This window comes from Xanthomarina sp. F1114, from assembly GCF_026410255.1.
Lineage (GTDB): Bacteria > Bacteroidota > Bacteroidia > Flavobacteriales > Flavobacteriaceae > Xanthomarina.
This window is the reverse complement of record NZ_JAPMLL010000008.1, coordinates 21,706-42,880: the sequence shown is the minus strand read 5'-3', so window position 1 is coordinate 42,880 and position 21,175 is coordinate 21,706. Positions and strand designations below refer to the sequence as shown.

General features: G+C 32.9%; 33 protein-coding genes. 29 read left to right on the top strand and 4 right to left on the bottom strand.

The annotated features are described in order from the left end of the window. From rpsS to OS188_RS07710, 29 genes are all read left to right on the top strand, one after another. Complete coding sequence (gene rpsS, locus OS188_RS07850) at positions 1 to 279, top strand: 30S ribosomal protein S19 (protein ID WP_267148281.1); 279 nt, start codon at positions 1 to 3, stop codon at positions 277 to 279. A 6-nt stretch (positions 280 to 285) separates the two neighbouring features. Beyond that, positions 286 to 693, top strand: coding sequence for a 50S ribosomal protein L22 (rplV, locus tag OS188_RS07845; RefSeq protein ID WP_267148280.1), 408 nt, complete (start codon positions 286 to 288; stop codon positions 691 to 693). Between the two features lie 9 nt (positions 694 to 702). Continuing rightward, on the top strand, positions 703 to 1,425 hold the full coding sequence (gene rpsC, locus OS188_RS07840; protein WP_267148279.1) for a 30S ribosomal protein S3: 723 nt from the start codon (positions 703 to 705) through the stop codon (positions 1,423 to 1,425). Between the two features lie 20 nt (positions 1,426 to 1,445). Further along, on the top strand, positions 1,446 to 1,865 hold the full coding sequence (gene rplP / locus OS188_RS07835; RefSeq protein ID WP_267148278.1) for a 50S ribosomal protein L16: 420 nt from the start codon (positions 1,446 to 1,448) through the stop codon (positions 1,863 to 1,865). Positions 1,866 to 1,878: 13 nt separating this feature from the next. Next, positions 1,879 to 2,070 carry a 50S ribosomal protein L29 gene (rpmC, locus tag OS188_RS07830; RefSeq protein ID WP_267148277.1) on the top strand — a complete coding sequence of 64 codons (192 nt, stop codon included), beginning with the start codon at positions 1,879 to 1,881 and terminating at the stop codon, positions 2,068 to 2,070. Positions 2,071 to 2,083: 13 nt separating this feature from the next. Next, positions 2,084 to 2,341, top strand: coding sequence for a 30S ribosomal protein S17 (gene rpsQ, locus OS188_RS07825; RefSeq protein WP_267148276.1), 258 nt, complete (start codon positions 2,084 to 2,086; stop codon positions 2,339 to 2,341). A gap of 2 nt (positions 2,342 to 2,343) precedes the next feature. Then, entirely contained in the window at positions 2,344 to 2,712 is a 369-nt protein-coding gene (gene rplN / locus OS188_RS07820) for a 50S ribosomal protein L14 (protein WP_267148275.1), read from the top strand. An 11-nt stretch (positions 2,713 to 2,723) separates the two neighbouring features. Next, positions 2,724 to 3,035, top strand: a complete 312-nt coding sequence (rplX, locus tag OS188_RS07815) for a 50S ribosomal protein L24 (protein WP_267148274.1) — start codon at positions 2,724 to 2,726, stop codon at positions 3,033 to 3,035. 2 nt (positions 3,036 to 3,037) lie between these two features. Continuing rightward, complete coding sequence (gene rplE, locus OS188_RS07810) at positions 3,038 to 3,589, top strand: 50S ribosomal protein L5 (RefSeq protein WP_267148273.1); 552 nt, start codon at positions 3,038 to 3,040, stop codon at positions 3,587 to 3,589. 3 nt (positions 3,590 to 3,592) lie between these two features. Continuing rightward, entirely contained in the window at positions 3,593 to 3,862 is a 270-nt protein-coding gene (gene rpsN / locus OS188_RS07805; RefSeq protein ID WP_040492186.1) for a 30S ribosomal protein S14, read from the top strand. Between the two features lie 69 nt (positions 3,863 to 3,931). After that, on the top strand, positions 3,932 to 4,330 hold the full coding sequence (gene rpsH, locus OS188_RS07800) for a 30S ribosomal protein S8 (protein ID WP_267148272.1): 399 nt from the start codon (positions 3,932 to 3,934) through the stop codon (positions 4,328 to 4,330). 18 nt (positions 4,331 to 4,348) lie between these two features. Further along, on the top strand, positions 4,349 to 4,891 hold the full coding sequence (gene rplF / locus OS188_RS07795) for a 50S ribosomal protein L6 (protein WP_267148271.1): 543 nt from the start codon (positions 4,349 to 4,351) through the stop codon (positions 4,889 to 4,891). 10 nt (positions 4,892 to 4,901) lie between these two features. Next, positions 4,902 to 5,258 (top strand): 50S ribosomal protein L18, encoded by a 357-nt coding sequence (gene rplR / locus OS188_RS07790; protein ID WP_267148270.1) that lies wholly within the window; start codon positions 4,902 to 4,904, stop codon positions 5,256 to 5,258. Between the two features lie 6 nt (positions 5,259 to 5,264). After that, positions 5,265 to 5,789, top strand: a complete 525-nt coding sequence (rpsE, locus tag OS188_RS07785) for a 30S ribosomal protein S5 (RefSeq protein ID WP_267148269.1) — start codon at positions 5,265 to 5,267, stop codon at positions 5,787 to 5,789. 12 nt (positions 5,790 to 5,801) lie between these two features. Then, on the top strand, positions 5,802 to 5,984 hold the full coding sequence (rpmD, locus tag OS188_RS07780; protein WP_267148268.1) for a 50S ribosomal protein L30: 183 nt from the start codon (positions 5,802 to 5,804) through the stop codon (positions 5,982 to 5,984). Between the two features lie 14 nt (positions 5,985 to 5,998). Continuing rightward, positions 5,999 to 6,451: a 50S ribosomal protein L15 gene (gene rplO / locus OS188_RS07775; RefSeq protein ID WP_267148267.1), complete on the top strand. Its 453-nt coding sequence runs from the start codon at positions 5,999 to 6,001 to the stop codon at positions 6,449 to 6,451. A gap of 14 nt (positions 6,452 to 6,465) precedes the next feature. Then, positions 6,466 to 7,812 carry a preprotein translocase subunit SecY gene (gene secY, locus OS188_RS07770; RefSeq protein WP_267148266.1) on the top strand — a complete coding sequence of 449 codons (1,347 nt, stop codon included), beginning with the start codon at positions 6,466 to 6,468 and terminating at the stop codon, positions 7,810 to 7,812. Between the two features lie 11 nt (positions 7,813 to 7,823). Then, the gene (gene infA / locus OS188_RS07765; protein WP_007094967.1) at positions 7,824 to 8,039 is read left to right on the top strand and encodes a translation initiation factor IF-1; all 216 of its coding nucleotides are present in this window, start codon (positions 7,824 to 7,826) and stop codon (positions 8,037 to 8,039) included. 52 nt (positions 8,040 to 8,091) lie between these two features. Beyond that, positions 8,092 to 8,208, top strand: coding sequence for a type B 50S ribosomal protein L36 (gene ykgO / locus OS188_RS07760; RefSeq protein WP_013305171.1), 117 nt, complete (start codon positions 8,092 to 8,094; stop codon positions 8,206 to 8,208). Between the two features lie 2 nt (positions 8,209 to 8,210). After that, positions 8,211 to 8,585, top strand: coding sequence for a 30S ribosomal protein S13 (gene rpsM, locus OS188_RS07755; protein ID WP_267148265.1), 375 nt, complete (start codon positions 8,211 to 8,213; stop codon positions 8,583 to 8,585). A 105-nt stretch (positions 8,586 to 8,690) separates the two neighbouring features. Beyond that, positions 8,691 to 9,074 carry a 30S ribosomal protein S11 gene (rpsK, locus tag OS188_RS07750; RefSeq protein ID WP_267148264.1) on the top strand — a complete coding sequence of 128 codons (384 nt, stop codon included), beginning with the start codon at positions 8,691 to 8,693 and terminating at the stop codon, positions 9,072 to 9,074. A gap of 170 nt (positions 9,075 to 9,244) precedes the next feature. Continuing rightward, positions 9,245 to 9,850 carry a 30S ribosomal protein S4 gene (gene rpsD / locus OS188_RS07745; RefSeq protein WP_267148263.1) on the top strand — a complete coding sequence of 202 codons (606 nt, stop codon included), beginning with the start codon at positions 9,245 to 9,247 and terminating at the stop codon, positions 9,848 to 9,850. 21 nt (positions 9,851 to 9,871) lie between these two features. Beyond that, entirely contained in the window at positions 9,872 to 10,864 is a 993-nt protein-coding gene (locus OS188_RS07740; RefSeq protein ID WP_267148262.1) for a DNA-directed RNA polymerase subunit alpha, read from the top strand. A 129-nt stretch (positions 10,865 to 10,993) separates the two neighbouring features. Continuing rightward, complete coding sequence (gene rplQ / locus OS188_RS07735; protein ID WP_267148261.1) at positions 10,994 to 11,473, top strand: 50S ribosomal protein L17; 480 nt, start codon at positions 10,994 to 10,996, stop codon at positions 11,471 to 11,473. Positions 11,474 to 11,567: 94 nt separating this feature from the next. Beyond that, positions 11,568 to 12,269, top strand: a complete 702-nt coding sequence (locus OS188_RS07730) for a hypothetical protein (RefSeq protein WP_267148260.1) — start codon at positions 11,568 to 11,570, stop codon at positions 12,267 to 12,269. A gap of 132 nt (positions 12,270 to 12,401) precedes the next feature. Then, a complete protein-coding gene (gene carA / locus OS188_RS07725) occupies positions 12,402 to 13,505 on the top strand; it encodes a glutamine-hydrolyzing carbamoyl-phosphate synthase small subunit (RefSeq protein WP_267148259.1) in 1,104 nt (367 codons plus the stop codon). A gap of 121 nt (positions 13,506 to 13,626) precedes the next feature. Continuing rightward, positions 13,627 to 14,916 (top strand): phosphopyruvate hydratase, encoded by a 1,290-nt coding sequence (eno, locus tag OS188_RS07720; protein WP_267148258.1) that lies wholly within the window; start codon positions 13,627 to 13,629, stop codon positions 14,914 to 14,916. A gap of 201 nt (positions 14,917 to 15,117) precedes the next feature. Next, positions 15,118 to 16,404, top strand: a complete 1,287-nt coding sequence (locus tag OS188_RS07715) for a citrate synthase (protein ID WP_267148257.1) — start codon at positions 15,118 to 15,120, stop codon at positions 16,402 to 16,404. A 109-nt stretch (positions 16,405 to 16,513) separates the two neighbouring features. Continuing rightward, positions 16,514 to 17,428: a dimethylarginine dimethylaminohydrolase family protein gene (locus OS188_RS07710; protein ID WP_267148256.1), complete on the top strand. Its 915-nt coding sequence runs from the start codon at positions 16,514 to 16,516 to the stop codon at positions 17,426 to 17,428. 130 nt (positions 17,429 to 17,558) lie between these two features. On the opposite strand, the gene OS188_RS07705 is transcribed toward OS188_RS07710, so the two are convergent. From OS188_RS07705 to OS188_RS07690, 4 genes are all read right to left on the bottom strand, one after another. Beyond that, positions 17,559 to 18,089 carry a YceI family protein gene (locus tag OS188_RS07705; RefSeq protein WP_267148255.1) on the bottom strand — a complete coding sequence of 177 codons (531 nt, stop codon included), beginning with the start codon at positions 18,087 to 18,089 and terminating at the stop codon, positions 17,559 to 17,561. 151 nt (positions 18,090 to 18,240) lie between these two features. Beyond that, complete coding sequence (locus tag OS188_RS07700) at positions 18,241 to 19,164, bottom strand: YeiH family protein (RefSeq protein WP_267148254.1); 924 nt, start codon at positions 19,162 to 19,164, stop codon at positions 18,241 to 18,243. Between the two features lie 77 nt (positions 19,165 to 19,241). Next, positions 19,242 to 20,123 (bottom strand): LysR family transcriptional regulator, encoded by an 882-nt coding sequence (locus OS188_RS07695; RefSeq protein WP_267148253.1) that lies wholly within the window; start codon positions 20,121 to 20,123, stop codon positions 19,242 to 19,244. After that, entirely contained in the window at positions 20,120 to 21,055 is a 936-nt protein-coding gene (locus OS188_RS07690) for a hypothetical protein (RefSeq protein WP_267148252.1), read from the bottom strand. The genes OS188_RS07695 and OS188_RS07690 overlap by 4 nt, the downstream gene beginning before the upstream one ends. Between the last annotated feature and the right edge of the window lie 120 nt (positions 21,056 to 21,175).

Below are 21,175 nucleotides of genomic sequence, written 5' to 3'. Positions count from 1 at the left end.
ATGTCAAGATCATTAAAAAAAGGACCTTACGTTCATTATAAACTAGAGAGAAAAGTTCTAACCAATGTAGAATCTGGAAAGAAATCAGTTATCAAAACTTGGTCAAGAGCCTCGATGATAACTCCAGATTTTGTTGGACAAACTATTGCAGTACATAACGGACGTCAATTTGTTCCAGTATATGTAACTGAGAATATGGTAGGACATAAATTAGGAGAATTTTCACCAACAAGATCTTTTAGAGGTCATGCAGGTGCTAAAAACAAAGGTAAAAAGTAGTAAGCTATGGGAAGTCGTAAAAAACAAATGGCAGACGCGATTAAGGAAGAGAAAAAGCATATTGCTTTCGCTAAACTTAATAACTGTCCTACATCACCAAGAAAAATGCGTTTAGTAGCCGATTTAGTAAGAGGCGAAAAAGTAGAAAAAGCGCTTAATATATTGAAGTTCAGTCAAAAAGAAGCATCAAATCGTTTAGAGACATTGCTATTGTCTGCAATTGCAAACTGGCAAGCTAAAAATGAAGATGCAAGTATTGAGGAAGCTGAATTATTTGTAAAAGAGATTAGAGTTGACGGAGGATCTATGTTAAAAAGATTACGTCCAGCACCTCAAGGTCGCGCACACAGAATTAGAAAACGTTCTAACCACGTAACAATTGTGGTTGGAGCTAACAATAACACACAAAGTTAAGATAGAGATATGGGACAAAAAACAAATCCAATCGGAAATCGCTTAGGAATTATCAGAGGATGGGAATCTAACTGGTACGGAGGAAACGATTATGGTGACAAACTTGCCGAAGACGATAAGATCAGAAAGTACGTTCACGCACGTCTATCGAAAGCTAGTGTTTCAAGAGTAATTATCGAGAGAACTCTTAAACTTGTAACCGTTACTATCACCACTGCACGTCCAGGTATCATTATTGGTAAAGGAGGTCAAGAGGTAGACAAGTTAAAAGAAGAGCTTAAGAAAATTACTGGTAAAGAAGTTCAAATAAACATATTTGAAATTAAAAGACCAGAACTAGATGCGCATTTAGTAGCTTCAAGTATTGCACGTCAAATAGAAAATAGAATTTCTTACAGACGCGCAATCAAAATGGCTATCGCTGCAACTATGCGTATGAATGCAGAAGGAATAAAAATTCAAATTAGTGGACGTTTAAACGGAGCTGAAATGGCACGTAGCGAACATTATAAAGAAGGACGTATTCCATTATCAACATTCAGAGCCGATATTGATTATGCTTTAGTTGAGGCCCACACTACTTATGGTAGATTAGGGGTTAAAGTATGGATCATGAAAGGTGAAGTTTATGGTAAAAGAGAACTTTCTCCTCTTGTTGGGTTATCTAAGAAGCAAGGAAAAGGTGGACGAGGATCTGGAAGTAATACTAACAAACCTCGTCGTAGAAAGTAATTTTTTAAAGAACAAGAAAAATGTTACAGCCTAAAAAAACAAAATTTCGTAAGCAACAAAAGGGAAAAATGAAGGGGAACTCTGGAAGAGGACACCGTTTATCAAGTGGAACTTTTGGGATAAAATCATTAGACACAAGCTTTGTTACAGCTCGTCAAATAGAAGCAGCTCGTATTGCCGCTACACGTTTCATGAAAAGAGAAGGATCTATCTGGATTAAAATTTTCCCGGATAAGCCAATTACAAAGAAACCTCTTGAAGTACGTATGGGTAAAGGTAAAGGTGCCGTTGAATACTGGGTAGCAACCGTTAAGCCAGGTAGAATATTATTTGAAATCGGTGGCGTGCCATTAGACGTAGCTAAAGAAGCTTTACGTTTAGCAGCACAAAAACTACCAGTTAAAACTAAGTTTATAATCGCTCGTGATTACGAAGCATAATTTATTTGATATTATGAAACAATCAGAAATTAAAGAATTATCTGTAGCTGAGTTACAAGAGAAACTTAGTGAGACTAAAAAGAGCTATGTAGATTTAAAAATGGCTCATACAATTTCTCCTTTAGAGAACCCAATTCAATTGCGTTCTGCAAGAAGAGACGTAGCGAGAATTGCGACTGAATTAACTAAAAGAGATGTACAATAATTCTGCCGAAAAGATGGAAACAAGAAATTTAAGAAAAGAACGTATAGGGATAGTTACTAGTAACAAAATGCAGAAATCAATTGTGGTTGCTGAAGTTAAAAAAGTAAAACACCCTATGTATGGAAAGTTCGTGTTGAAAACGAAGAAATACGTAGCACACGACGAAACAAACGATTGCAATATTGGAGATACAGTTAAAATCATGGAAACTAAACCTATGAGTAAATCTAAATGTTGGAGACTAGTTGAAATAATTGAAAGAGCTAAATAATTATGGTACAAACAGAATCAAGATTAAAAGTAGCCGATAACACTGGAGCAAAAGAAGTATTAACAATACGTGTTCTAGGAGGTACTAAAAGAAGATACGCATCTGTTGGAGACAAAATTGTTGTTTCAGTTAAAGACGCTACACCTAATGGAAACATTAAAAAAGGTGCCGTTTCAACTGCAGTTGTAGTACGTACAAAGAAAGAAGTAAGAAGACCAGATGGATCTTATATTAGATTTGATGATAACGCATGTGTTTTATTAAACCCAACGGGCGAAATGAGAGGAACACGTGTATTTGGTCCTGTTGCAAGAGAACTTCGTGATAAACAATTCATGAAAATTGTATCATTAGCACCTGAAGTGCTTTAATGCAAAACAAAATGACAAAGTTTAAAATAAAATCAGGAGATACCGTTAAAGTAATTGCTGGAGACCATAAAGGTTCAGAAGGAAAAGTACTTAAAGTATTAACAGATAAGAACAAGGCGATTGTTGAGGGAATTAACATGGTTAAGAAACATACTAAACCAAGTGCACAAAGTCCTCAAGGTGGAATCGTAGAAAAAGAAGCAGCTATTCAAATTTCTAACTTATCGTTGTTAACTTCAAAAGGAGAAACAACAAGAGTTGGATACAGAATGGAAGGCGATAAAAAAGTAAGATTTTCAAAAAAATCTAATGAAGTAATTTAGTTATGGCATATACACCTAGACTTAAAGAAGAGTATAAAAGCAGAATAACTGCAGCTCTTACAGAAGAATTTGGTTATAAAAATATCATGATGGTGCCTAAACTTCAAAAGATAGTATTATCTAGAGGAGTGGGAGCAGCAGTAGCTGATAAAAAGTTAATAGATCACGCAGTTGACGAGTTAACAACTATAACCGGACAAAAGACCGTTGCAACTATTTCTAAGAAAGACGTTGCATCATTCAAATTACGTAAAGGAATGCCAATTGGCGCAAAAGTTACTTTACGTGGAGAGAGAATGTACGAATTTTTAGATCGTTTAATTACTTCGGCATTACCAAGAGTTAGAGACTTTAATGGAATTAAAGCTTCAGGATTTGATGGTAGAGGAAATTACAATTTAGGAATTACAGAACAAATTATTTTTCCAGAAATTGATATCGATAAGGTAAATAAAATTTCAGGAATGGATATTACATTTGTAACCTCGGCTGCAACAGATAAAGAAGCGAAATCATTATTAACAGAATTAGGATTACCTTTTCAAAAGAATTAAGATATGGCTAAAGAATCAATGAAAGCCCGCGAGGTAAAAAGAGCAAAAACAGTAGCAAAATATGCTGAGAAACGTAAAGCTTTAAAAGAAGCTGGAGATTACGAAGCATTACAAAAGTTACCAAAAAATGCATCTCCTGTACGTATGCACAATCGTTGTAAACTAACAGGTAGACCTAGAGGTTATATGAGAACATTTGGAATTTCTCGTGTAACATTTAGAGAAATGGCTAACCAAGGGTTAATACCTGGGGTTAAAAAAGCAAGCTGGTAATAAAACCAATTATAAACTGGATTTAGGTTTAACAATACTGTTGAAAACCATTTCCGAAATTTAATAACTATGAATACAGATCCAATATCGGATTATTTAACTAGAATTAGAAATGCTGTCCGAGCTAACCACAGAGTGGTTGAGATTCCTGCATCTAATCTAAAAAAGGAAATTACTAAAATATTATTCGAACAAGGATATATTTTAAGCTACAAGTTTGAGGACAATACTGTACAAGGAACTATTAAAATAGCTCTTAAGTATAATAAGGAAACCAAAGAGCCTGTAATTAAAAAGATACACAGAATTTCTAAACCAGGTTTACGTAAGTACTCAAGTTCTAAAGAACTACCTAGAATCTTAAACGGTCTTGGTATTGCCATTGTTTCTACTTCTCACGGAGTTATGACAGGTAAGCAAGCTCAAAGTGCTAATGTAGGTGGAGAAGTACTTTGTTACGTTCACTAATAAAAAATCGAATAAGACATGTCAAGAATAGGTAATAGCCCAATAACAATTCCGGAAGGAGTTACGGTTGATATAAACGATAATATTGTTACAGTAAAAGGAAAATTAGGGGAATTAACTCAAGAATTTTCTGATGTATCAATAAAAATTGAAGAAGGAAAGGTAGTTGTAGAACGCCCTTCAGATTTAAAAACATTTAAATCTAAACACGGATTATACAGATCTCTTATCAGTAATATGATAGACGGTGTTAGAGAAGGATGGACAAAACAATTAGAATTGATAGGTGTAGGTTATAGAGCATCTAACCAAGGACAGAAATTAGATTTAGCCTTAGGATTTTCTCACAACATAGTTGTAGAAGTTGCAAAAGAAGTGACGGTTGAAACCATCTCTGAAAAAGGAAAAAATCCAATTATAAAATTAACATCTTCGGACAAACAATTAGTTGGTCAAGTTGCTGCCAAAATACGTGGCTTCAGACCACCAGAGCCTTATAAAGGTAAAGGAATTAAGTTTGTAGGTGAAGTATTAAGAAGAAAAGCAGGTAAATCAGCTTAATAAGTAAGTTATGGCATTGACAAAGAACGAAAGACGATTAAGAATTAAAAACAGAGTTCGAAAAGCAGTTTCAGGAACTGAAACTAGACCAAGATTAGCTGTTTTTAGAAGTAATAAAGAAATATATGCTCAAGTTATAGATGACGAATCTGGTAAAACTATCAGTGCAGCATCTTCTAGAGATAAAGACATTAGTTCTGCAAAAGGTACAAAATCGGAAATTGCAGCCTTAGTAGGTAAAGCAGTTGCTGAGAAAACGTTAAAGGCGGGTGTAGACACTATCTCTTTTGATAGAGGTGGATATTTATATCACGGGAGAGTAAAATCATTAGCCGACGGAGCTAGAGAAGCAGGACTTAAATTCTAAGAAATTATGTATCAGAAATACAAAAGCGCAGAGTTAGTAAAACCAAGTGGATTAGATCTTAAAGATCGTTTAATTGGTGTACAAAGAGTTACAAAAGTAACTAAAGGAGGTAGAGCATTTGGTTTTTCAGCAATTGTAGTGGTTGGAGATGAAGCAGGTGTTGTAGGACAAGGTTTAGGAAAATCTAAAGACGTAGCTAGTGCAATAGCAAAAGCTGTTGAAGATGCTAAGAAAAATTTAGTTCGCATTCCTTTAGCTAAGAGAACCATTCCACACGAACAAAAAGGAAAATACGGTGGTGCAAGAGTAAATATCATTCCTGCAGCTCCAGGTACTGGAGTTATTGCTGGTGGAGCTGTTAGAACCGTATTGGAGGCTGTTGGTGTACATGATGTATTATCTAAATCACAAGGTTCTTCGAACCCACATAACGTTGTAAAAGCAACATTCGATGCATTACTACAGTTAAGAAGTGCACAAACTATTGCACGTGAGAGAGGTATATCATTAGAAAAAGTTTTTAAAGGTTAATACAGGAAAACGATGGCAAAAATAAAAGTAAAAAAAGTTAGAAGCGCAATCAAACGCACATTAAGACAAAAGCGCACTTTAGAGGCCTTAGGTCTTAAGAAGATTGGGCAAGTCGTAGAGCACGACGCCACACCAAATATCCTTGGTATGGTTGCTAAAGTTTCACATTTAGTTTCGGTAGAGGAAACAGAATAATATAACACTGAAAAATGGATTTAAGTAATTTAAAACCTGCAGAAGGTTCAGTAAAAAACCAGGGAAAACGTATTGGACGTGGTCAAGGAACTGGTAAAGGAGGCACTGCAACAAGAGGTCATAAAGGAGCGAAATCTCGTTCTGGATATTCTAAAAAATTAGGTTTCGAAGGAGGGCAAATGCCACTTCAAAGACGAGTTCCTAAATTTGGATTTACAAATATGAACCGTGTGGTATATCAAGGAATTAACCTTGATACCTTACAACATTTAGTTGACGAAAAGAAAATTAAAGATACTATAGATTTTGAAACACTTGTAACTTTAGGTTTAGCTGGTAAAAACGAACTAGTTAAAATTTTAGGAAGAGGAGAATTAAAAGCTAAATTAAAAGTATCTGCTCATAAGTTTACCGCTTCAGCAAAAGCTGCGATTGAAGCTGCAGGAGGAGAAACTGTAACTTTATAATCACAAACAAGCGCATGAAATTTATAGAGACACTTAAGAATGTTTGGAAAATAGAGGAATTAAGAAACAGAATCATTGTAACACTTGGTCTGTTATTAGTTTACCGTTTTGGCGCTCAGATAGTTTTACCAGGTATTGATGCTGCTCAATTAGAGAATTTACAAAGCAATACAGAATCTGGTTTATTAGGTTTATTAAATGCATTTACAGGAGGAGCTTTTGCTAACGCTTCTGTTTTTGCATTGGGAATTATGCCTTATATCTCTGCTTCTATTGTTGTTCAGTTAATGGGAATTGCTATTCCTTATTTACAGAAACTACAAAAAGAAGGAGCTAGTGGTCAAAAGAAAATAACGCAAATAACGCGCTGGCTAACTATAGCTATCTGTTTGGTGCAAGCACCAGGATATTTAGCAAGTTTACCAACTGCATTTGGTATTCCACAAAGTGCCTTTTTATTAGGAACTGGTGGTGTATTCTATTTTTCTTCGATTGTAATTTTAGTTACAGGTTGTATTTTTGCAATGTGGTTAGGAGAAAAAATTACCGATAAAGGTATTGGAAACGGAATCTCTTTATTAATTATGGTTGGTATTATAGCAACCTTACCAAAAGCATTTTTACAAAACGCTTCTTCTAGATTAGAAGGAAATAACGTGATGTTAATTCTTTTTGAATTAGTAATTTGGTTAGTTATTATTTTAGCTTCGGTTATGTTAGTAATGGCTGTTAGAAAAGTTGCTGTACAATACGCAAGAAGAACAGCTTCTGGAGGCTATGAGAAAAATGTGTTTGGATCAAGACAATTTTTACCATTAAAGTTAAATGCATCTGGAGTAATGCCGATTATCTTTGCACAAGCTATTATGTTTGTACCAAGTTTAATAGGTGGAACATCCTTCTTAAAAGATACTGGTGCAGGTCAATGGATGCAAACAAACTTTGCTGATATCTTTGGATTTTGGTATAACCTTGTTTTTGCTTTATTAATTATAGTATTTACATACTTTTATACAGCAATTACGGTTCCAACAAACAAAATGGCAGACGATTTGAAACGTAGTGGCGGTTTTATTCCTGGTATTCGTCCAGGTTCTGAAACTTCAGAATATTTAGATAAAATTATGTCTCAAATAACCTTACCAGGTTCTATATTCTTAGCTTTAATAGCTGTGTTCCCAGCAATTATAGTAAAGTTAATGAGTGTGCAATCAGGATGGGCTTTGTTTTTCGGAGGAACGTCGTTACTAATTATGGTTGGAGTTGCAATAGATACTATGCAGCAAGTAAATTCTTACTTGTTAAATAGACACTATGATGGCTTGATGAAAACAGGTAAAAATAGAAAAGCAGTCGCTTAATTTATAATACTATGGCAAAACAAGCAGCAATAGAACAAGATGGAACAATTATAGAAGCATTATCTAATGCTATGTTCCGTGTTGAACTAGAAAACGGTCACATTGTGACAGCACATATCTCTGGAAAAATGCGTATGCATTACATTAAATTGTTACCTGGAGATAAGGTGAAATTAGAAATGAGTCCTTACGATTTGACTAAGGCTAGAATAACTTATAGATATTAATAAGATAAGGTTTTAAGCAAGTCTTAAAATTTTAAACTAATAACAAGAACAGATGAAAGTAAGAGCATCAGTTAAAAAGAGAAGTGCAGATTGTAAAATCGTGCGCAGAAAAGGAAGACTTTACGTGATTAACAAAAAGAATCCTAGATTCAAACAAAGACAAGGGTAGTTATGGCAAGAATTGCAGGTGTAGACATACCAAAAAACAAAAGAGGAGTTATCTCCCTAACTTATATCTATGGAATAGGTAGAAGTAGAGCAAAAGATATTTTAGCACAAGCTAAAGTAGAAGAAAGTACAAAAGTTCAAGATTGGACAGATGAGGATATCAATGGTATTCGTGAAGCTGTTGGTTCTTTCACTATTGAAGGAGAACTACGTTCTGAAACCCAATTAAACATTAAGCGATTAATGGATATTGGATGTTACAGAGGTATCCGTCATAGAGTTGGACTTCCATTACGTGGACAACGTACTAAGAACAATTCTAGAACTAGAAAAGGTAGAAGAAAAACTGTTGCTAACAAAAAAATGGCAACTAAATAATTAATAGACATTAGTCATTAGAATTTAGCGTTAGATGAATCTGTTTGAAATTGCAATGTTTAGGATTCTAACAACTAAAAACTAACAACTACAAACTAGAATACTATGGCAAAGTCAAGTACAAAAAAGCGTAAAGTAATTGTTGAATCTGTAGGAGAAGCACATATAACAGCTTCTTTTAACAACATTATTATCTCGCTTACAAATAAAAAAGGAGACGTAATTTCTTGGTCTTCAGCAGGGAAAATGGGATTTAGAGGTTCTAAAAAGAATACCCCTTACGCAGCTCAACTAGCAGCAGAAAATGCAGCAGGAGTTGCATCTGAAGCTGGATTAAAGAAAGTTAAAGTTTACGTTAAAGGCCCAGGAAATGGTAGAGAATCTGCTATTAGATCTATCCATAATGCAGGTATAGAAGTAACAGAAATTATCGATGTTACGCCATTACCACATAACGGATGTCGCCCTCCTAAAAGAAGAAGAGTATAATTTATATTTGTAAATAATTAATATCAACTGTTTTATATAGTTGATATTAGTTTTTTATACGTAAATTTGCAAACTGAAAAAATATTAACAAGTATTAATGAGAGACTAACGGGTATCGAAGGATAAGATTAAGACCTTAATTCATAACCACTCTCTAAACAAATCAAACAATGGCAAGATATACTGGTCCTAAAACAAAAATAGCCCGAAAATTCGGTGAAGCTATTTACGGAGAAGATAAGTCTTTTGAAAAAAGAAATTATCCTCCAGGTCAACACGGTGCAAACAAACGTCGTGGAAAAAAATCTGAATATGCAATCCAATTAATGGAAAAGCAAAAAGCTAAATACACCTATGGTGTTTTAGAAAAACAATTCAGAAACATGTTTAAAAGAGCAACTGCAGCTCCTGGACTTACAGGAGAAACGTTGTTACAACTTTGTGAGTCTAGATTAGACAACGTGGTTTACAGAATGGGAATTTCTCCTTCTAGAAATGGCGCAAGACAATTAGTATCACATAGACATATTACAGTAAACGGAGGTATAGTAAATGTACCATCTTACCAGTTAAAACCTGGAGACGTTGTTGCTGTAAGAGAAAAATCTAAATCTCTTGAAGCTATCGAAAAATCTTTAGCTAATTCAAGTCAGGTTTACGAATGGATTACATGGAATAATGAATTAAAGCAAGGAACTTACGTTGCTATACCAGCTAGAATTCAAATTCCAGTGAATATTAACGAACAATTCATCGTTGAATTATACTCTAAATAATAACTGATACAAATCGCAAATATGGCAGTATTTAATTTTCAGAAACCCGACAAAGTAATCATGATTGATTCAACCGATTTTGAAGGGAAATTCGAATTTCGTCCTTTAGAACCTGGTTACGGATTAACAATTGGAAATGCTTTAAGAAGAGTTTTACTCTCTTCTTTAGAAGGATTTGCAATCACTTCAGTTAGAATGGAAGGTGTAGATCATGAATTTTCTACCATTGCAGGTGTTGTTGAAGATGTTACTGAAATGATCTTGAATTTAAAACAAGTTCGTTTTAAAAGACAGATAGAAGATGTAGATAGCGAGTCTATCTCTATCTCTATCTCAGGACAAAATCAAATAACAGCTGGTGATTTTCAAAAATTTATCTCGGGATTCCAAGTATTAAATTCGGAATTAGTAATCTGTAATTTAGATCCTAAAGTAAATATTAACATGGAGATTACTATCGAAAAAGGTAGAGGATATGTACCAGCAGAAGAAAATAAAAAAGCTTCTGCACCAATTGGAACTATCTTTACAGATTCTATTTATACTCCAATTAAAAACGTTAAGTACAGTATAGAAAACTATCGTGTAGAACAAAAAACTGATTATGAAAAATTAGTTTTCGAAATTATTACTGATGGTTCTATTACGCCACAAGACGCCTTAACGGAAGCAGCTAAAACATTAATCCATCACTTTATGTTATTCTCAGATGAGAGAATAACTCTTGAAGCTGATGAGATTGCACAAACAGAAACTTATGATGAAGAATCTCTTCATATGAGACAACTATTGAAAACTAAATTAGTTGATATGGATCTTTCAGTACGTGCTCTTAACTGTTTAAAAGCAGCAGAAGTTGATACATTAGGAGACTTGGTTTCATTTAATAAAAATGATTTAATGAAGTTCCGTAACTTCGGTAAAAAATCTTTAACTGAGCTAGAAGAACTAGTAAGTGTAAAAGGTTTAAACTTTGGAATGGATCTTTCAAAATATAAATTAGATAAAGACTAGAAAAATTAGGATTGTAACTTTACAATTTTAAGAGTATCTATTTTTTTCAAAACAAATAGTATTAACGACACATAATTTGCTCTCCTTTAAATGGATATGGTAGCAAGATGATGTCCAATAACAAATGTCATGAGACACGGAAAAAAAGTAAATCACTTAAGTAGAAAAACTGCTCATAGAAAATCAATGTTAGCTAATATGGCTTGTTCTTTAATCGAGCACAAACGTATTAATACTACAGTAGCTAAAGCAAAAGCTTTAAGACAATTTGTAGAGCCATTGATTACAAAATCTAAAGAAGATACAACTCACAACAGACGTATTGTAATGTCTCGTTTAAGACAAAAAGAAGCTGTTGTAGAATTGTTTAGAGATGTAGCTCCTAAAGTAGCAGATAGACCAGGTGGATATACTAGAATTATTAAACTTGGTAACCGTTTAGGTGATAATGCAGATATGGCATTGATAGAACTTGTTGATTACAACGAAATCTATAACGCTAATAAACCGGCTAAGAAAACAACAAGAAGAAGTAGAAGAGGTGGTTCTAAACCAGCAGAAACTACAGCTCCTGCAACAGAAACTAAAGCTTCTAACGAAGAAGAATAGTAGTTAAGTTTTTGTTAATTAACAGAAAATAAAAAGGATAGGCCTAATAAAGTCTATCCTTTTTTTATATTTGCACTTCTAAATTTTAAACAAAATGAATAAATTTCTTATTTTTTTACTTGCCTTAACGGTAAACTTTACATTTGCTCAATCTGTAGCTGTCTCTAGTGGGAACGATTTTAATAATTCTAGTGCTAACTTTACCAGTACTGGAGTTTGGATTAAAAATGTTAAGGGAAACTCCAAATTAAAAGGCTCTCCATATTTATTTGATTCATGGAATAATACAACTGCCTTAATTTATGCAAAGAACAATAAGGCATACAAATTTAGAAGCGTTAATTACAATGTTCAAATGGAACGTTTTGAAGCTAAGTTCTCCGAAGATTCTATTTTAGCCTTTAATCCAGGTAATATCGAAAAAGTGGTTATTGATGGTAGAACATTTAAACGTTATCTAGATGCTGAATTCCAAAGAAACTCTTACTTCGAAGAATTAGTAGTTACAAAGTCCACTACTATTTTAAGAAAACATGAAATAGGAATTAAAGAAGGTATGTTTAATCCATTGACGCAACAGAAAACAACTGACGATTCAATGATTATTAAGGAAAAATATTTTTATACTACAGATAACGAAAACCTTAAGCTAATAAAACTTAAGAGATCGTCTATTTTAAAAATGGTTGAAGCTGATAAAAAGAATATTCTAAAACAATACGCTAAGGATAATGATTTAAGTTTTAAGGATATAACCGACCTTAAAAAAATATTTGGATACTATAATACGCTTTAATTTTAAAAGGTGTTCATTAAAGAAAATATAAAAAAGGATAAACATTTTAGTTTATCCTTTTTTTTATGCAATTTTGCAAAACTTTATTCCTGTCGGCCTGAAATTTGTTGGTGGGAATCTCATTAAAAGGCAATGAAATATAATAAAAGACAAAAAGCGATAATTCTTTTATCCGACGGTACTATTTTTCACGGGAAAGCCATTGGAAATTCCGGAACAGCTTTTGGTGAAGTCTGCTTTAATACAGGCATGACTGGGTATCAAGAAATTTTTACTGATCCCTCGTATTATGGACAGTTAATGGTTGCTACCAATGCACATATTGGTAATTATGGAACCCAGAAGGATGAAGTAGAGTCAGATTCCATTAAGATTTCTGGTTTAATTTGTAAAAACTTTAGTTATAACTATTCGCGAGATGCAGCAGATGCTTCACTTGAAGAGTTTCTAAAAGAAAACAACCTATTTGCCATTTCCGATGTAGATACACGAGCTCTAGTTAGTTATCTTAGAGAACATGGAGCAATGAATGCCGTAATTTCTACGGAAATTGATAATTTGGAGGGCTTAAAAAGGCAATTAGCAGAGGTACCAAAGATGGATGGTTTAGAGTTGGCTTCTCAGGTTTCAACTAAAGAGCCATACTATTATGGAGACGAAAATGCAACTTATAAAGTAGCAGCTTTAGACGTAGGAATTAAAACAAATATTCTTAGAAATTTAGCAAAAAGAGATGCCTATATTAAAGTGTTTCCATACAATGCTACGTTTGAAGAGATGAGTGCTTTTAATCCAGATGGCTACTTTTTATCAAATGGGCCAGGAGATCCGGAACCATTAAAAACAGCACAAACTTTAGCTAAAGAAATTTTAGATAGAAATCTGCCTTTATTTGGTATCTGTTTAGGACATCAAATTATTGCGTTAACACATGGAATTTCTACTTATAAAATGCACCATGGACATAGAGGGATTAATCATCCGGTAAAAAATCTGCTTACTGGTAAAGGAGAAATTACTTCTCAAAATCATGGATTTGCTATTAATAAAGAAGAAACTGAGAATCATCCGGATATAGATATTACCCATGTTCATTTAAACGACCATACTGTTGCGGGTATTCGTATTAAAAATAAAAATTGCTTTTCGGTACAATACCACCCTGAAGCTAGTCCTGGTCCACATGATTCTTCTTATCTGTTTGATCAGTTTATAGAAAATATAAAAAACAAATAATCTCAAAGCCTCAAAGAAGACCAACTTCTTTGGGGCTTTATCTTTACCTAGAGAAGTCTTAGTAATTAAGAGGATAGGTAGCTTAAAATTTATAATTTAATTAATTATTAAAACCGTAGAAATGAGCATTATTATTAATATTCACGCCAGACAAATTTTAGATTCAAGAGGTAATCCAACTATTGAAGTAGATGTGTATACCGAGAATGGTTATATGGGAAGGGCAGCAGTACCTTCAGGAGCTTCAACCGGCGAGCATGAAGCAGTAGAGTTGAGAGATGGTGGAAAACCATATATGGGAAAAGGTGTATTAAAAGCTGTTGAAAATGTAAACTCTATTATTGCCCAGGAGTTACTTGGAGCGTCAGTTTTCGAGCAAAACCTTATAGATAAAACGATGATCGATTTGGATGGAACTCCAAATAAGTCGAATCTGGGAGCTAATGCTATTTTAGGGGTGTCGCTGGCAGCAGCTAAAGCAGCAGCTAATGAGCTTGGAATGCCATTATACAGATATATTGGTGGAGTTAGTGCAAATACACTTCCGGTACCCATGATGAATATTATTAATGGAGGTTCTCATAGTGATGCACCCATTGCTTTTCAGGAATTTATGATTATGCCTGTAAGTGCCGCAAACTTTACGGAAGCGATGAGAATGGGGACAGAAATTTTTCATCACCTTAAAAAAGTTCTTCACGATAGAGGTTTAAGCACATCTGTTGGAGATGAAGGTGGATTTGCACCTAATTTAGCTGGTGGAACAGAGGATGCTTTAGAGACTATTGATAAGGCTGTAGAAAATGCAGGCTATAAATTGGGCGAAGATATTTTAATAGCTTTAGATTGCGCTGCAGCAGAGTTTTATAAAGATGGTAAATACGATTATTCTATTTTTGAAGGCGAAAATGGGAAAATTAGAACAAGTAAAGAACAGGCCGACTATTTGGCTCAACTTGTTTCTAAATATCCAATTATCTCTATTGAAGACGGTATGGATGAGGACGACTGGGATGGTTGGAAGTATTTAACAGAAAAGGTTGGCGATAAAACTCAGTTAGTTGGAGACGATTTATTTGTAACTAATGTAAAAAGGTTGTCTAAAGGTATAGAAAACAATATTGCAAATTCTATTTTAATTAAAGTGAACCAAATTGGTACTTTAAGCGAAACTATTGCAGCAGTAAATATGGCACATAATGCCGGTTATACCTCTGTAATGTCTCATCGCTCTGGGGAAACCGAAGATAATACCATTGCAGATTTAGCTGTGGCATTAAATTGTGGACAAATAAAAACAGGTTCGGCTTCACGAAGTGATAGAATGTCAAAATACAATCAATTATTAAGAATTGAAGAGGAATTGGATGGGATAGCTTATTATCCTGGAAAAAAGGCTTTCAAGCTTTAATAATAGTCTTTAATTAGAGTATAAAAAAAAGAGTTTTTTTAGCGATTATCGAATATTTGATAATCGCTTTCTTTTTTACTATCAATTTTACCAATGTTTTTATTGTTAAAACCTTTGTTAAGTGCTTTATAAATCGTGATATATTTCGTAAATTCGTGAAGTTAAAAAGTACAATAATTTATAATAATATTTTTACAATATATGTCAGATAAAGCTACAATAGAAGTTAAAGGTAAAACATACGAATTCCCAATAATTGTGGGAACTGAAAATGAGGTTGCCATAGATATTAAAGACTTAAGAGGCACCACAGAAGGTGTTATAACTTTAGATCCAGGATATAAAAATACGGGGTCTTGTCAAAGTGCCATTACGTTTTTAGATGGTGAAAAAGGAGTTTTAAGGTATAGAGGATATTCTATTGAAGAACTTGCTGAAAAAGCTGATTTCCTAGAGGTGGCTTTTCTTTTAATTTTTGGAGAATTACCGACAAAAGAACAATTAGAAAAATTTCATTCAGATATCAAAGCACAATCTGTAGTAGATGAAGACGTGCGAAAAATTGTTGATGCCTTTCCAAAATCGGCACACCCAATGGGAGTTATTGCATCTCTTACAAGTGCATTAACAGCGTTTAATCCATCTTCAGTAAATGTAAAATCTGAAGACGATATGTATAAAGCCATTGTTAAAATACTTGGTAAATTCCCAGTATTAGTGGCATGGACTTTTAGAAAAAAGAATGGTTTACCATTAGATTACGGTGATAAAAATTTAGGATATGTAGAAAACATCTTAAAAATGATGTTTAAGCAACCAAATGAAGAGTATAAATTTAATCCAATTGTTATTAATGCTTTGGATAAATTATTAATTCTTCATGCAGATCATGAGCAAAACTGTTCTACTTCTACAGTAAGAATTGCTGGTTCTTCTCATGTGGGGTTATTTGCATCTCTTTCTACTGGAATTTCTGCACTTTGGGGACCACTTCACGGTGGTGCAAACCAAGCAGTTTTAGAAATGCTAGAAGCTATTAACGAAGATGGTGGAGATACAGCTAAATACATGGCTAAAGCAAAAGATAGAGAAGATCCATTTAGATTAATGGGCTTTGGACACAGAGTTTATAAAAATTTCGATCCTAGAGCTAAAATCATTAAGAAAGCTGCAGACGAAATACTAAACGATCTTGGTGTGGAAGATCCTATTTTAAATATTGCTAAAGCTTTAGAACAAGAAGCTTTACAAGACCCGTACTTTGTGGAAAGAAAATTATACCCTAATGTAGACTTCTATTCAGGAATTATATATAGAGCTATGGGAATACCAACAGACATGTTTACAGTAATGTTTGCTTTAGGCCGTTTACCAGGTTGGATTTCTCAATGGAGAGAAATGCGTTTGAATAATGAACCTATTGGTCGTCCACGTCAAATTTATGTTGGAGAAACTTTAAGAAGTTTTAAAGACATCGATAAAAGATAATACACTTTTGAATTATATAAAAGCTTCATTTTTAATTAATGAAGCTTTTTTTTATTCATATAAGATAATAGGAGTTACGTAATAATAAATTAATTAAGTTTGCAAGATTATGATAAAACTTAAAGTAAATAACGAAACATCAAGATTAAGAGCTGTTGTACTAGGAACAGCTAAAAGTAATGGTCCAACGCCAACAGAAGATGAAGCTTACGACCCAAAATCTTTAGAGCATATTAAAGCAGGAACTTATCCTGTAGAAGAAGATATGGTTAAAGAAATGGAGGCCGTAGAAAAGGTGTTTGAGAAATATAACATAAAAGTGTATAGACCAGAGCTAATTAAAGACTGTAATCAGATTTTTACTCGAGATATTGCTTTTGTAATTGACGATGTGTTTGTTAAGGCCAATATTCTTCCAAATAGAGAAGAGGAGTTAGACGCAATTCAATATATTATTGATAAAATAGATCCAGAAAAAGTAGTGAGACCCCCAGAAGAAGTTCATATCGAAGGTGGAGATGTTATGCTTTACAACGATCATATTTTTATTGGAACCTATAAAGGCAGTGATTATAAAAATTATATAACTGCTAGAACAAATATGAAAGGTGTGGAATATATTAAGGACTTATTCCCAAATAAAATTGTTAAAGAGTTTGATTTGGTAAAATCTAAAATTGAACCCAGAGATAATGCCCTACATTTAGATTGTTGTTTTCAACCTGTAGGAAAAAATAAAGCCATTATCTATAAAAGTGGTTTTAGAGAAGAAAGTGACTATATGTATTTAGTAGATTTAATTGGAAAAGAGAATCTATTTCACATTACAAGAGATGAAATGTATCATATGAATAGCAACGTGTTTTCTATAGCTGAAGATGTTGTTATTTCTGAAAAGAATTTCACCAGATTAAATACATGGTTAAGAGAGAATGGAATAACCGTAGAAGAAGTTCCTTACGCTGAAATAGCTAAACAAGAAGGTTTATTACGTTGTTCTACCTTACCTTTAATTAGAGATTAAAACTATGGTTTTAGATAATAAATTTTAAAAAGGGTCTTCATTTGAAGACCTTTTTTAGTTTGTTAGAAATCGAATTTCGAATATTAGAATCTGTTTTTTACTCTACGTTCTACTATATCAAAAATATATATTAAGGTTTTACTACACAGATAATAGTTACGGATGCTGTTTTACCAACTCTAAAACTTCCATAATCCTCCCCAATATTATAATCAAGTCGTTCAATTTCAATATCGCCTTCAAACCTATTGTCTTTAAAAGTAAATGGAATAGTTACAGTATTGGTTACCCCTCGAATAGTTAAACTTCCTGTTGTACTATAACCGTTACTTGTTTTGGTAACGCTATCCGATTTATAACAAATAGTTGAATAAGTTTCAACATCGAAAAAATCGGCAGAGCGTAAATCTGCATCTCGTTTAGAGTTATCTGTATCGATAGATTGTGCATCTATACAGATATTAAAACTAGAGTTATTAAGATCTGTTTCGTTAAAGTTAAAATCGCCTTGCATGCCTGTGAATGTCCCTTTAACATTAAATATAGCTCCTCCAGTAATTTTAAAGTTTACTACAGATTTATTAGAATCTATAGTTTGCGCCGATACAAAAAAAGAATTTAAACTAAGAAATAATACTATAAATACTCCAGATAGTTTCATGATTATTGTTTTTGATAATTTTTTAAAAGGAACTTCTACATCAATATATTAAAGTGTTATTAAGATAATAAAAATATATTTAAGACTTTACTACTTATAGAGTTATCTGCCTTAATCTTAATTATTATCCAAATTTTTCGTTTTACCGATGTTAAAAGTTAATTATAAAAACTAAAGAAAAAATACTGATAAATACCCAAAGTATGGTGGAGAATAACACAGGTTTAAAACCTGTTTCTTTTAAATCTTTAAATGTTAAACTAGCACCCACCAAGAATAAAGTAATAACTAAAAGTCTTTTTGATATGTCAACAATATTTACAGAAACTATCTCAGGTATTAATCCATAGCTATTAATTAACATAGCAGCTATAAAACCTAAAATAAAATACGGAATCTTAATATTTTGGTCTTTACTTTTAAATAAGGCCATAGCAAAAAAGGATAAAGGAATAATCCATAAGGTTCTTGCTAATTTTACTGTGGTAGCAATTTGTAATGCTTTATCTCCAAATTCTAAAGCTGCGCCAACTACAGAGCTTGTATCGTGAATAGCAATAGCACACCAGGTTCCAAACTGTGTTTGAGACAGATTAAAAACATGTCCGAGAGAAGGGAATATTAATAAGGCAATAGAGTTTAATAAAAAGACCACTCCTATAGCTACACTTATAGTTTTGCTGTCCGCTTTAATAACTGGAGAAATTGCTGCAATAGCGCTTCCCCCACAAATGGCCGTTCCTGAAGTCATTAAAAAGCCTAATTTTTTGTCTATTTTTAGTACTTTAATAAGTAATAATCCAATACTTACTGTTAAAAAAATGGATAGGGCTGTAATAACGAAACCATCCTTACTGGTCTTTATAGTTTCGGTTAGAGACATTCCAAAACCTAAACCAATTACCGAAGCTTTTAATAGAAAACTAATGGCTTTTTTAGACTTAATAGGAAATGGATGTCCTAAAGTTAAGGTGAAAAGAAATCCTAAGATAAGAGCAACAGGACTATTGATAATATTTAAGGCTGCTAAAATTATAATTAGAGAAAATACAGCTATTTGAATATTGCGCTTCATGATTCTTGATTTTATTATGGAGCAAAATTAGAAATAAGTTATAACTCTAAAGCAATATTTATAGTGATGTGGTATAACTAAAAGTTATAATTGGTTTTAATCAGTTTGTTGAGTAAATCCATTTTTTGCGATTGATAACCAGTTCTACAAACAAAATAGAAATCGCGTTCAAAACTGATGTTTTTAATATCAACAATTTTTAGTTTATTTTGAATCAGTTTTTCAGTAATAGCATGTACAGAAAGCAGGGCATAAGTATTAGAATATTCTAAATATTGTTCAATAGCTTCTGTGCTATTTAGAGTTATAACATGATTTAATTTTTCAACCTGATGTTTCTTTAGAATATCCTCTATAATATCCCGAGTTCCAGAACCTAATTCCCGACTTACAAATGGAAGTTGGGATAATTCTTTTTTAGTTACAGAATTTTTACTATTCGGGTTATGTGCGCTTGTAACTAGAACAACTTCATCATTTATAAACTTAGTATATTTTAAAAGCTGATTGGAAGATTTTCCTTCAACAATACCGTATTCTAATTTCTGATCAAGAATTTTTTGTTCAATTTCTTTCGTATTGCTGCTAGTTATATGAAATGTGATATTAGGTGCGTTTTGTTGAATTTTAGCTAAAACCCTTGGCATAACATAAGTGGCAATAGTAGTGCTTAAACCTAAATGAAATTCTAAATTTTCATGATCTTCATGAAACAAAAAACTGTGTTCAAGTTCTTCAAATAACTTGGTGATTTTATAGGCATAATCAAGAAAAATCTTCCCATCGTTTGTTAAAGAAATAGAATTTCTAGATCTGTTAAAAAAAGTGGTATTATAATCTTCCTCTAATTTAGCAATGGTTTTAGAGACTGCTGGTTGAGATAAGTTTAAATCTTTAGAGGCCAAAGTAAAGCTTAAATGCTGAGCTACTTTTATAAATATGTTTAGCTTGTATCTCATTTTTTTAGAGTAATTTCTTTGCCAATCCGTATGTAGTTTTCTTTTATAAACAAAGGCATATTTCTTGCGCCAATAGCCTCAAGATTATCAAATCCACTAGGCCAAAAATACCCTAAAATAGCTATAACTTTGGGTTCTTTCTTAGCTAAATTATAATAACTGTTTGCCACATCCGCCATGTCCTCCAGAGCTATATGTCCATAAGTTCCGTGCAAAGAAGGTATATAATGTGTATCCATTACAAGCACAATTTTTTGTTGCTCGTTGGAAAGTTTAGATTTTAAAAGATGGAATTCATTTAAAAACTGCGGATTGTTTTCTGGGTCTTTTACAGCATAATGATCAAACCCAACCCAATCTATAGAACCAGGAACTTCTAATTGTTCAATAACTGGGTAGGCTTCAATTATAAGAATAGGAATATCAGGAATACTTGACTTTATAAGGCTTGAAGCCATTTGTAACTCGTTAAAACTTATGCCATTCCATGTAGGTTCTTCGCCTATATAAAAAGCTTGGACTAAATTTTTGTTGTCTTGAAGATTATTAGTTTGTACAAATTTGTCCCATCTGGACTCAAAGTCCAAACGCAAACTGTACTTCAAGCCAGAAGGACTATTGGTACCGGTTACTTCAAAAAACAGATCGGACAGATGTAAAATACTTTTAACATCTACAGCATTCATTTGATTTAGACTTTCAATAATATTATCTGAAGGACCAAGAACAAGTATATCGGCTATATTTGAGAAATCAGAAACCTCATTTAAGTAGTTTGTTTTTGTGTTCGAGTCTGTTGGATCATCCCAATAAGTATCTATTAAAGTAAAACCAAAATAACTAATATGAGAAGTTTCTACGTTGTTATTGGGTTCGTTTTCTTTATTACAAGCCCAAAGTATGATTAGAAATATAAAGATTAAGTTTTTCAAACAGTTAATATTATAAAAAAGTAACGATATGATTCTAGTAGTTATTTATCTGTAAATTAATAAAATGCACCGAGACTTAGTTGTCTCTAAAGTACATATTTTTGGTTAGCTAGTAAAATT

What these genes read in the sequence shown, in the direction of transcription:
- rpsS (WP_267148281.1), top strand. Translation starts at nt 1, where the DNA reads ATGTCAAGATCATTAAAAAAAGGACCTTACGTTCATTATAAACTAGAG.
- rplV (WP_267148280.1), top strand. Translation starts at nt 286, where the DNA reads ATGGGAAGTCGTAAAAAACAAATGGCAGACGCGATTAAGGAAGAGAAA.
- rpsC (WP_267148279.1), top strand. Translation starts at nt 703, where the DNA reads ATGGGACAAAAAACAAATCCAATCGGAAATCGCTTAGGAATTATCAGA.
- rplP (WP_267148278.1), top strand. Translation starts at nt 1,446, where the DNA reads ATGTTACAGCCTAAAAAAACAAAATTTCGTAAGCAACAAAAGGGAAAA.
- rpmC (WP_267148277.1), top strand. Translation starts at nt 1,879, where the DNA reads ATGAAACAATCAGAAATTAAAGAATTATCTGTAGCTGAGTTACAAGAG.
- rpsQ (WP_267148276.1), top strand. Translation starts at nt 2,084, where the DNA reads ATGGAAACAAGAAATTTAAGAAAAGAACGTATAGGGATAGTTACTAGT.
- rplN (WP_267148275.1), top strand. Translation starts at nt 2,344, where the DNA reads ATGGTACAAACAGAATCAAGATTAAAAGTAGCCGATAACACTGGAGCA.
- rplX (WP_267148274.1), top strand. Translation starts at nt 2,724, where the DNA reads ATGACAAAGTTTAAAATAAAATCAGGAGATACCGTTAAAGTAATTGCT.
- rplE (WP_267148273.1), top strand. Translation starts at nt 3,038, where the DNA reads ATGGCATATACACCTAGACTTAAAGAAGAGTATAAAAGCAGAATAACT.
- rpsN (WP_040492186.1), top strand. Translation starts at nt 3,593, where the DNA reads ATGGCTAAAGAATCAATGAAAGCCCGCGAGGTAAAAAGAGCAAAAACA.
- rpsH (WP_267148272.1), top strand. Translation starts at nt 3,932, where the DNA reads ATGAATACAGATCCAATATCGGATTATTTAACTAGAATTAGAAATGCT.
- rplF (WP_267148271.1), top strand. Translation starts at nt 4,349, where the DNA reads ATGTCAAGAATAGGTAATAGCCCAATAACAATTCCGGAAGGAGTTACG.
- rplR (WP_267148270.1), top strand. Translation starts at nt 4,902, where the DNA reads ATGGCATTGACAAAGAACGAAAGACGATTAAGAATTAAAAACAGAGTT.
- rpsE (WP_267148269.1), top strand. Translation starts at nt 5,265, where the DNA reads ATGTATCAGAAATACAAAAGCGCAGAGTTAGTAAAACCAAGTGGATTA.
- rpmD (WP_267148268.1), top strand. Translation starts at nt 5,802, where the DNA reads ATGGCAAAAATAAAAGTAAAAAAAGTTAGAAGCGCAATCAAACGCACA.
- rplO (WP_267148267.1), top strand. Translation starts at nt 5,999, where the DNA reads ATGGATTTAAGTAATTTAAAACCTGCAGAAGGTTCAGTAAAAAACCAG.
- secY (WP_267148266.1), top strand. Translation starts at nt 6,466, where the DNA reads ATGAAATTTATAGAGACACTTAAGAATGTTTGGAAAATAGAGGAATTA.
- infA (WP_007094967.1), top strand. Translation starts at nt 7,824, where the DNA reads ATGGCAAAACAAGCAGCAATAGAACAAGATGGAACAATTATAGAAGCA.
- ykgO (WP_013305171.1), top strand. Translation starts at nt 8,092, where the DNA reads ATGAAAGTAAGAGCATCAGTTAAAAAGAGAAGTGCAGATTGTAAAATC.
- rpsM (WP_267148265.1), top strand. Translation starts at nt 8,211, where the DNA reads ATGGCAAGAATTGCAGGTGTAGACATACCAAAAAACAAAAGAGGAGTT.
- rpsK (WP_267148264.1), top strand. Translation starts at nt 8,691, where the DNA reads ATGGCAAAGTCAAGTACAAAAAAGCGTAAAGTAATTGTTGAATCTGTA.
- rpsD (WP_267148263.1), top strand. Translation starts at nt 9,245, where the DNA reads ATGGCAAGATATACTGGTCCTAAAACAAAAATAGCCCGAAAATTCGGT.
- OS188_RS07740 (WP_267148262.1), top strand. Translation starts at nt 9,872, where the DNA reads ATGGCAGTATTTAATTTTCAGAAACCCGACAAAGTAATCATGATTGAT.
- rplQ (WP_267148261.1), top strand. Translation starts at nt 10,994, where the DNA reads ATGAGACACGGAAAAAAAGTAAATCACTTAAGTAGAAAAACTGCTCAT.
- OS188_RS07730 (WP_267148260.1), top strand. Translation starts at nt 11,568, where the DNA reads ATGAATAAATTTCTTATTTTTTTACTTGCCTTAACGGTAAACTTTACA.
- carA (WP_267148259.1), top strand. Translation starts at nt 12,402, where the DNA reads ATGAAATATAATAAAAGACAAAAAGCGATAATTCTTTTATCCGACGGT.
- eno (WP_267148258.1), top strand. Translation starts at nt 13,627, where the DNA reads ATGAGCATTATTATTAATATTCACGCCAGACAAATTTTAGATTCAAGA.
- OS188_RS07715 (WP_267148257.1), top strand. Translation starts at nt 15,118, where the DNA reads ATGTCAGATAAAGCTACAATAGAAGTTAAAGGTAAAACATACGAATTC.
- OS188_RS07710 (WP_267148256.1), top strand. Translation starts at nt 16,514, where the DNA reads ATGATAAAACTTAAAGTAAATAACGAAACATCAAGATTAAGAGCTGTT.
- OS188_RS07705 (WP_267148255.1), bottom strand. Translation starts at nt 18,089, where the DNA reads ATGAAACTATCTGGAGTATTTATAGTATTATTTCTTAGTTTAAATTCT.
- OS188_RS07700 (WP_267148254.1), bottom strand. Translation starts at nt 19,164, where the DNA reads ATGAAGCGCAATATTCAAATAGCTGTATTTTCTCTAATTATAATTTTA.
- OS188_RS07695 (WP_267148253.1), bottom strand. Translation starts at nt 20,123, where the DNA reads ATGAGATACAAGCTAAACATATTTATAAAAGTAGCTCAGCATTTAAGC.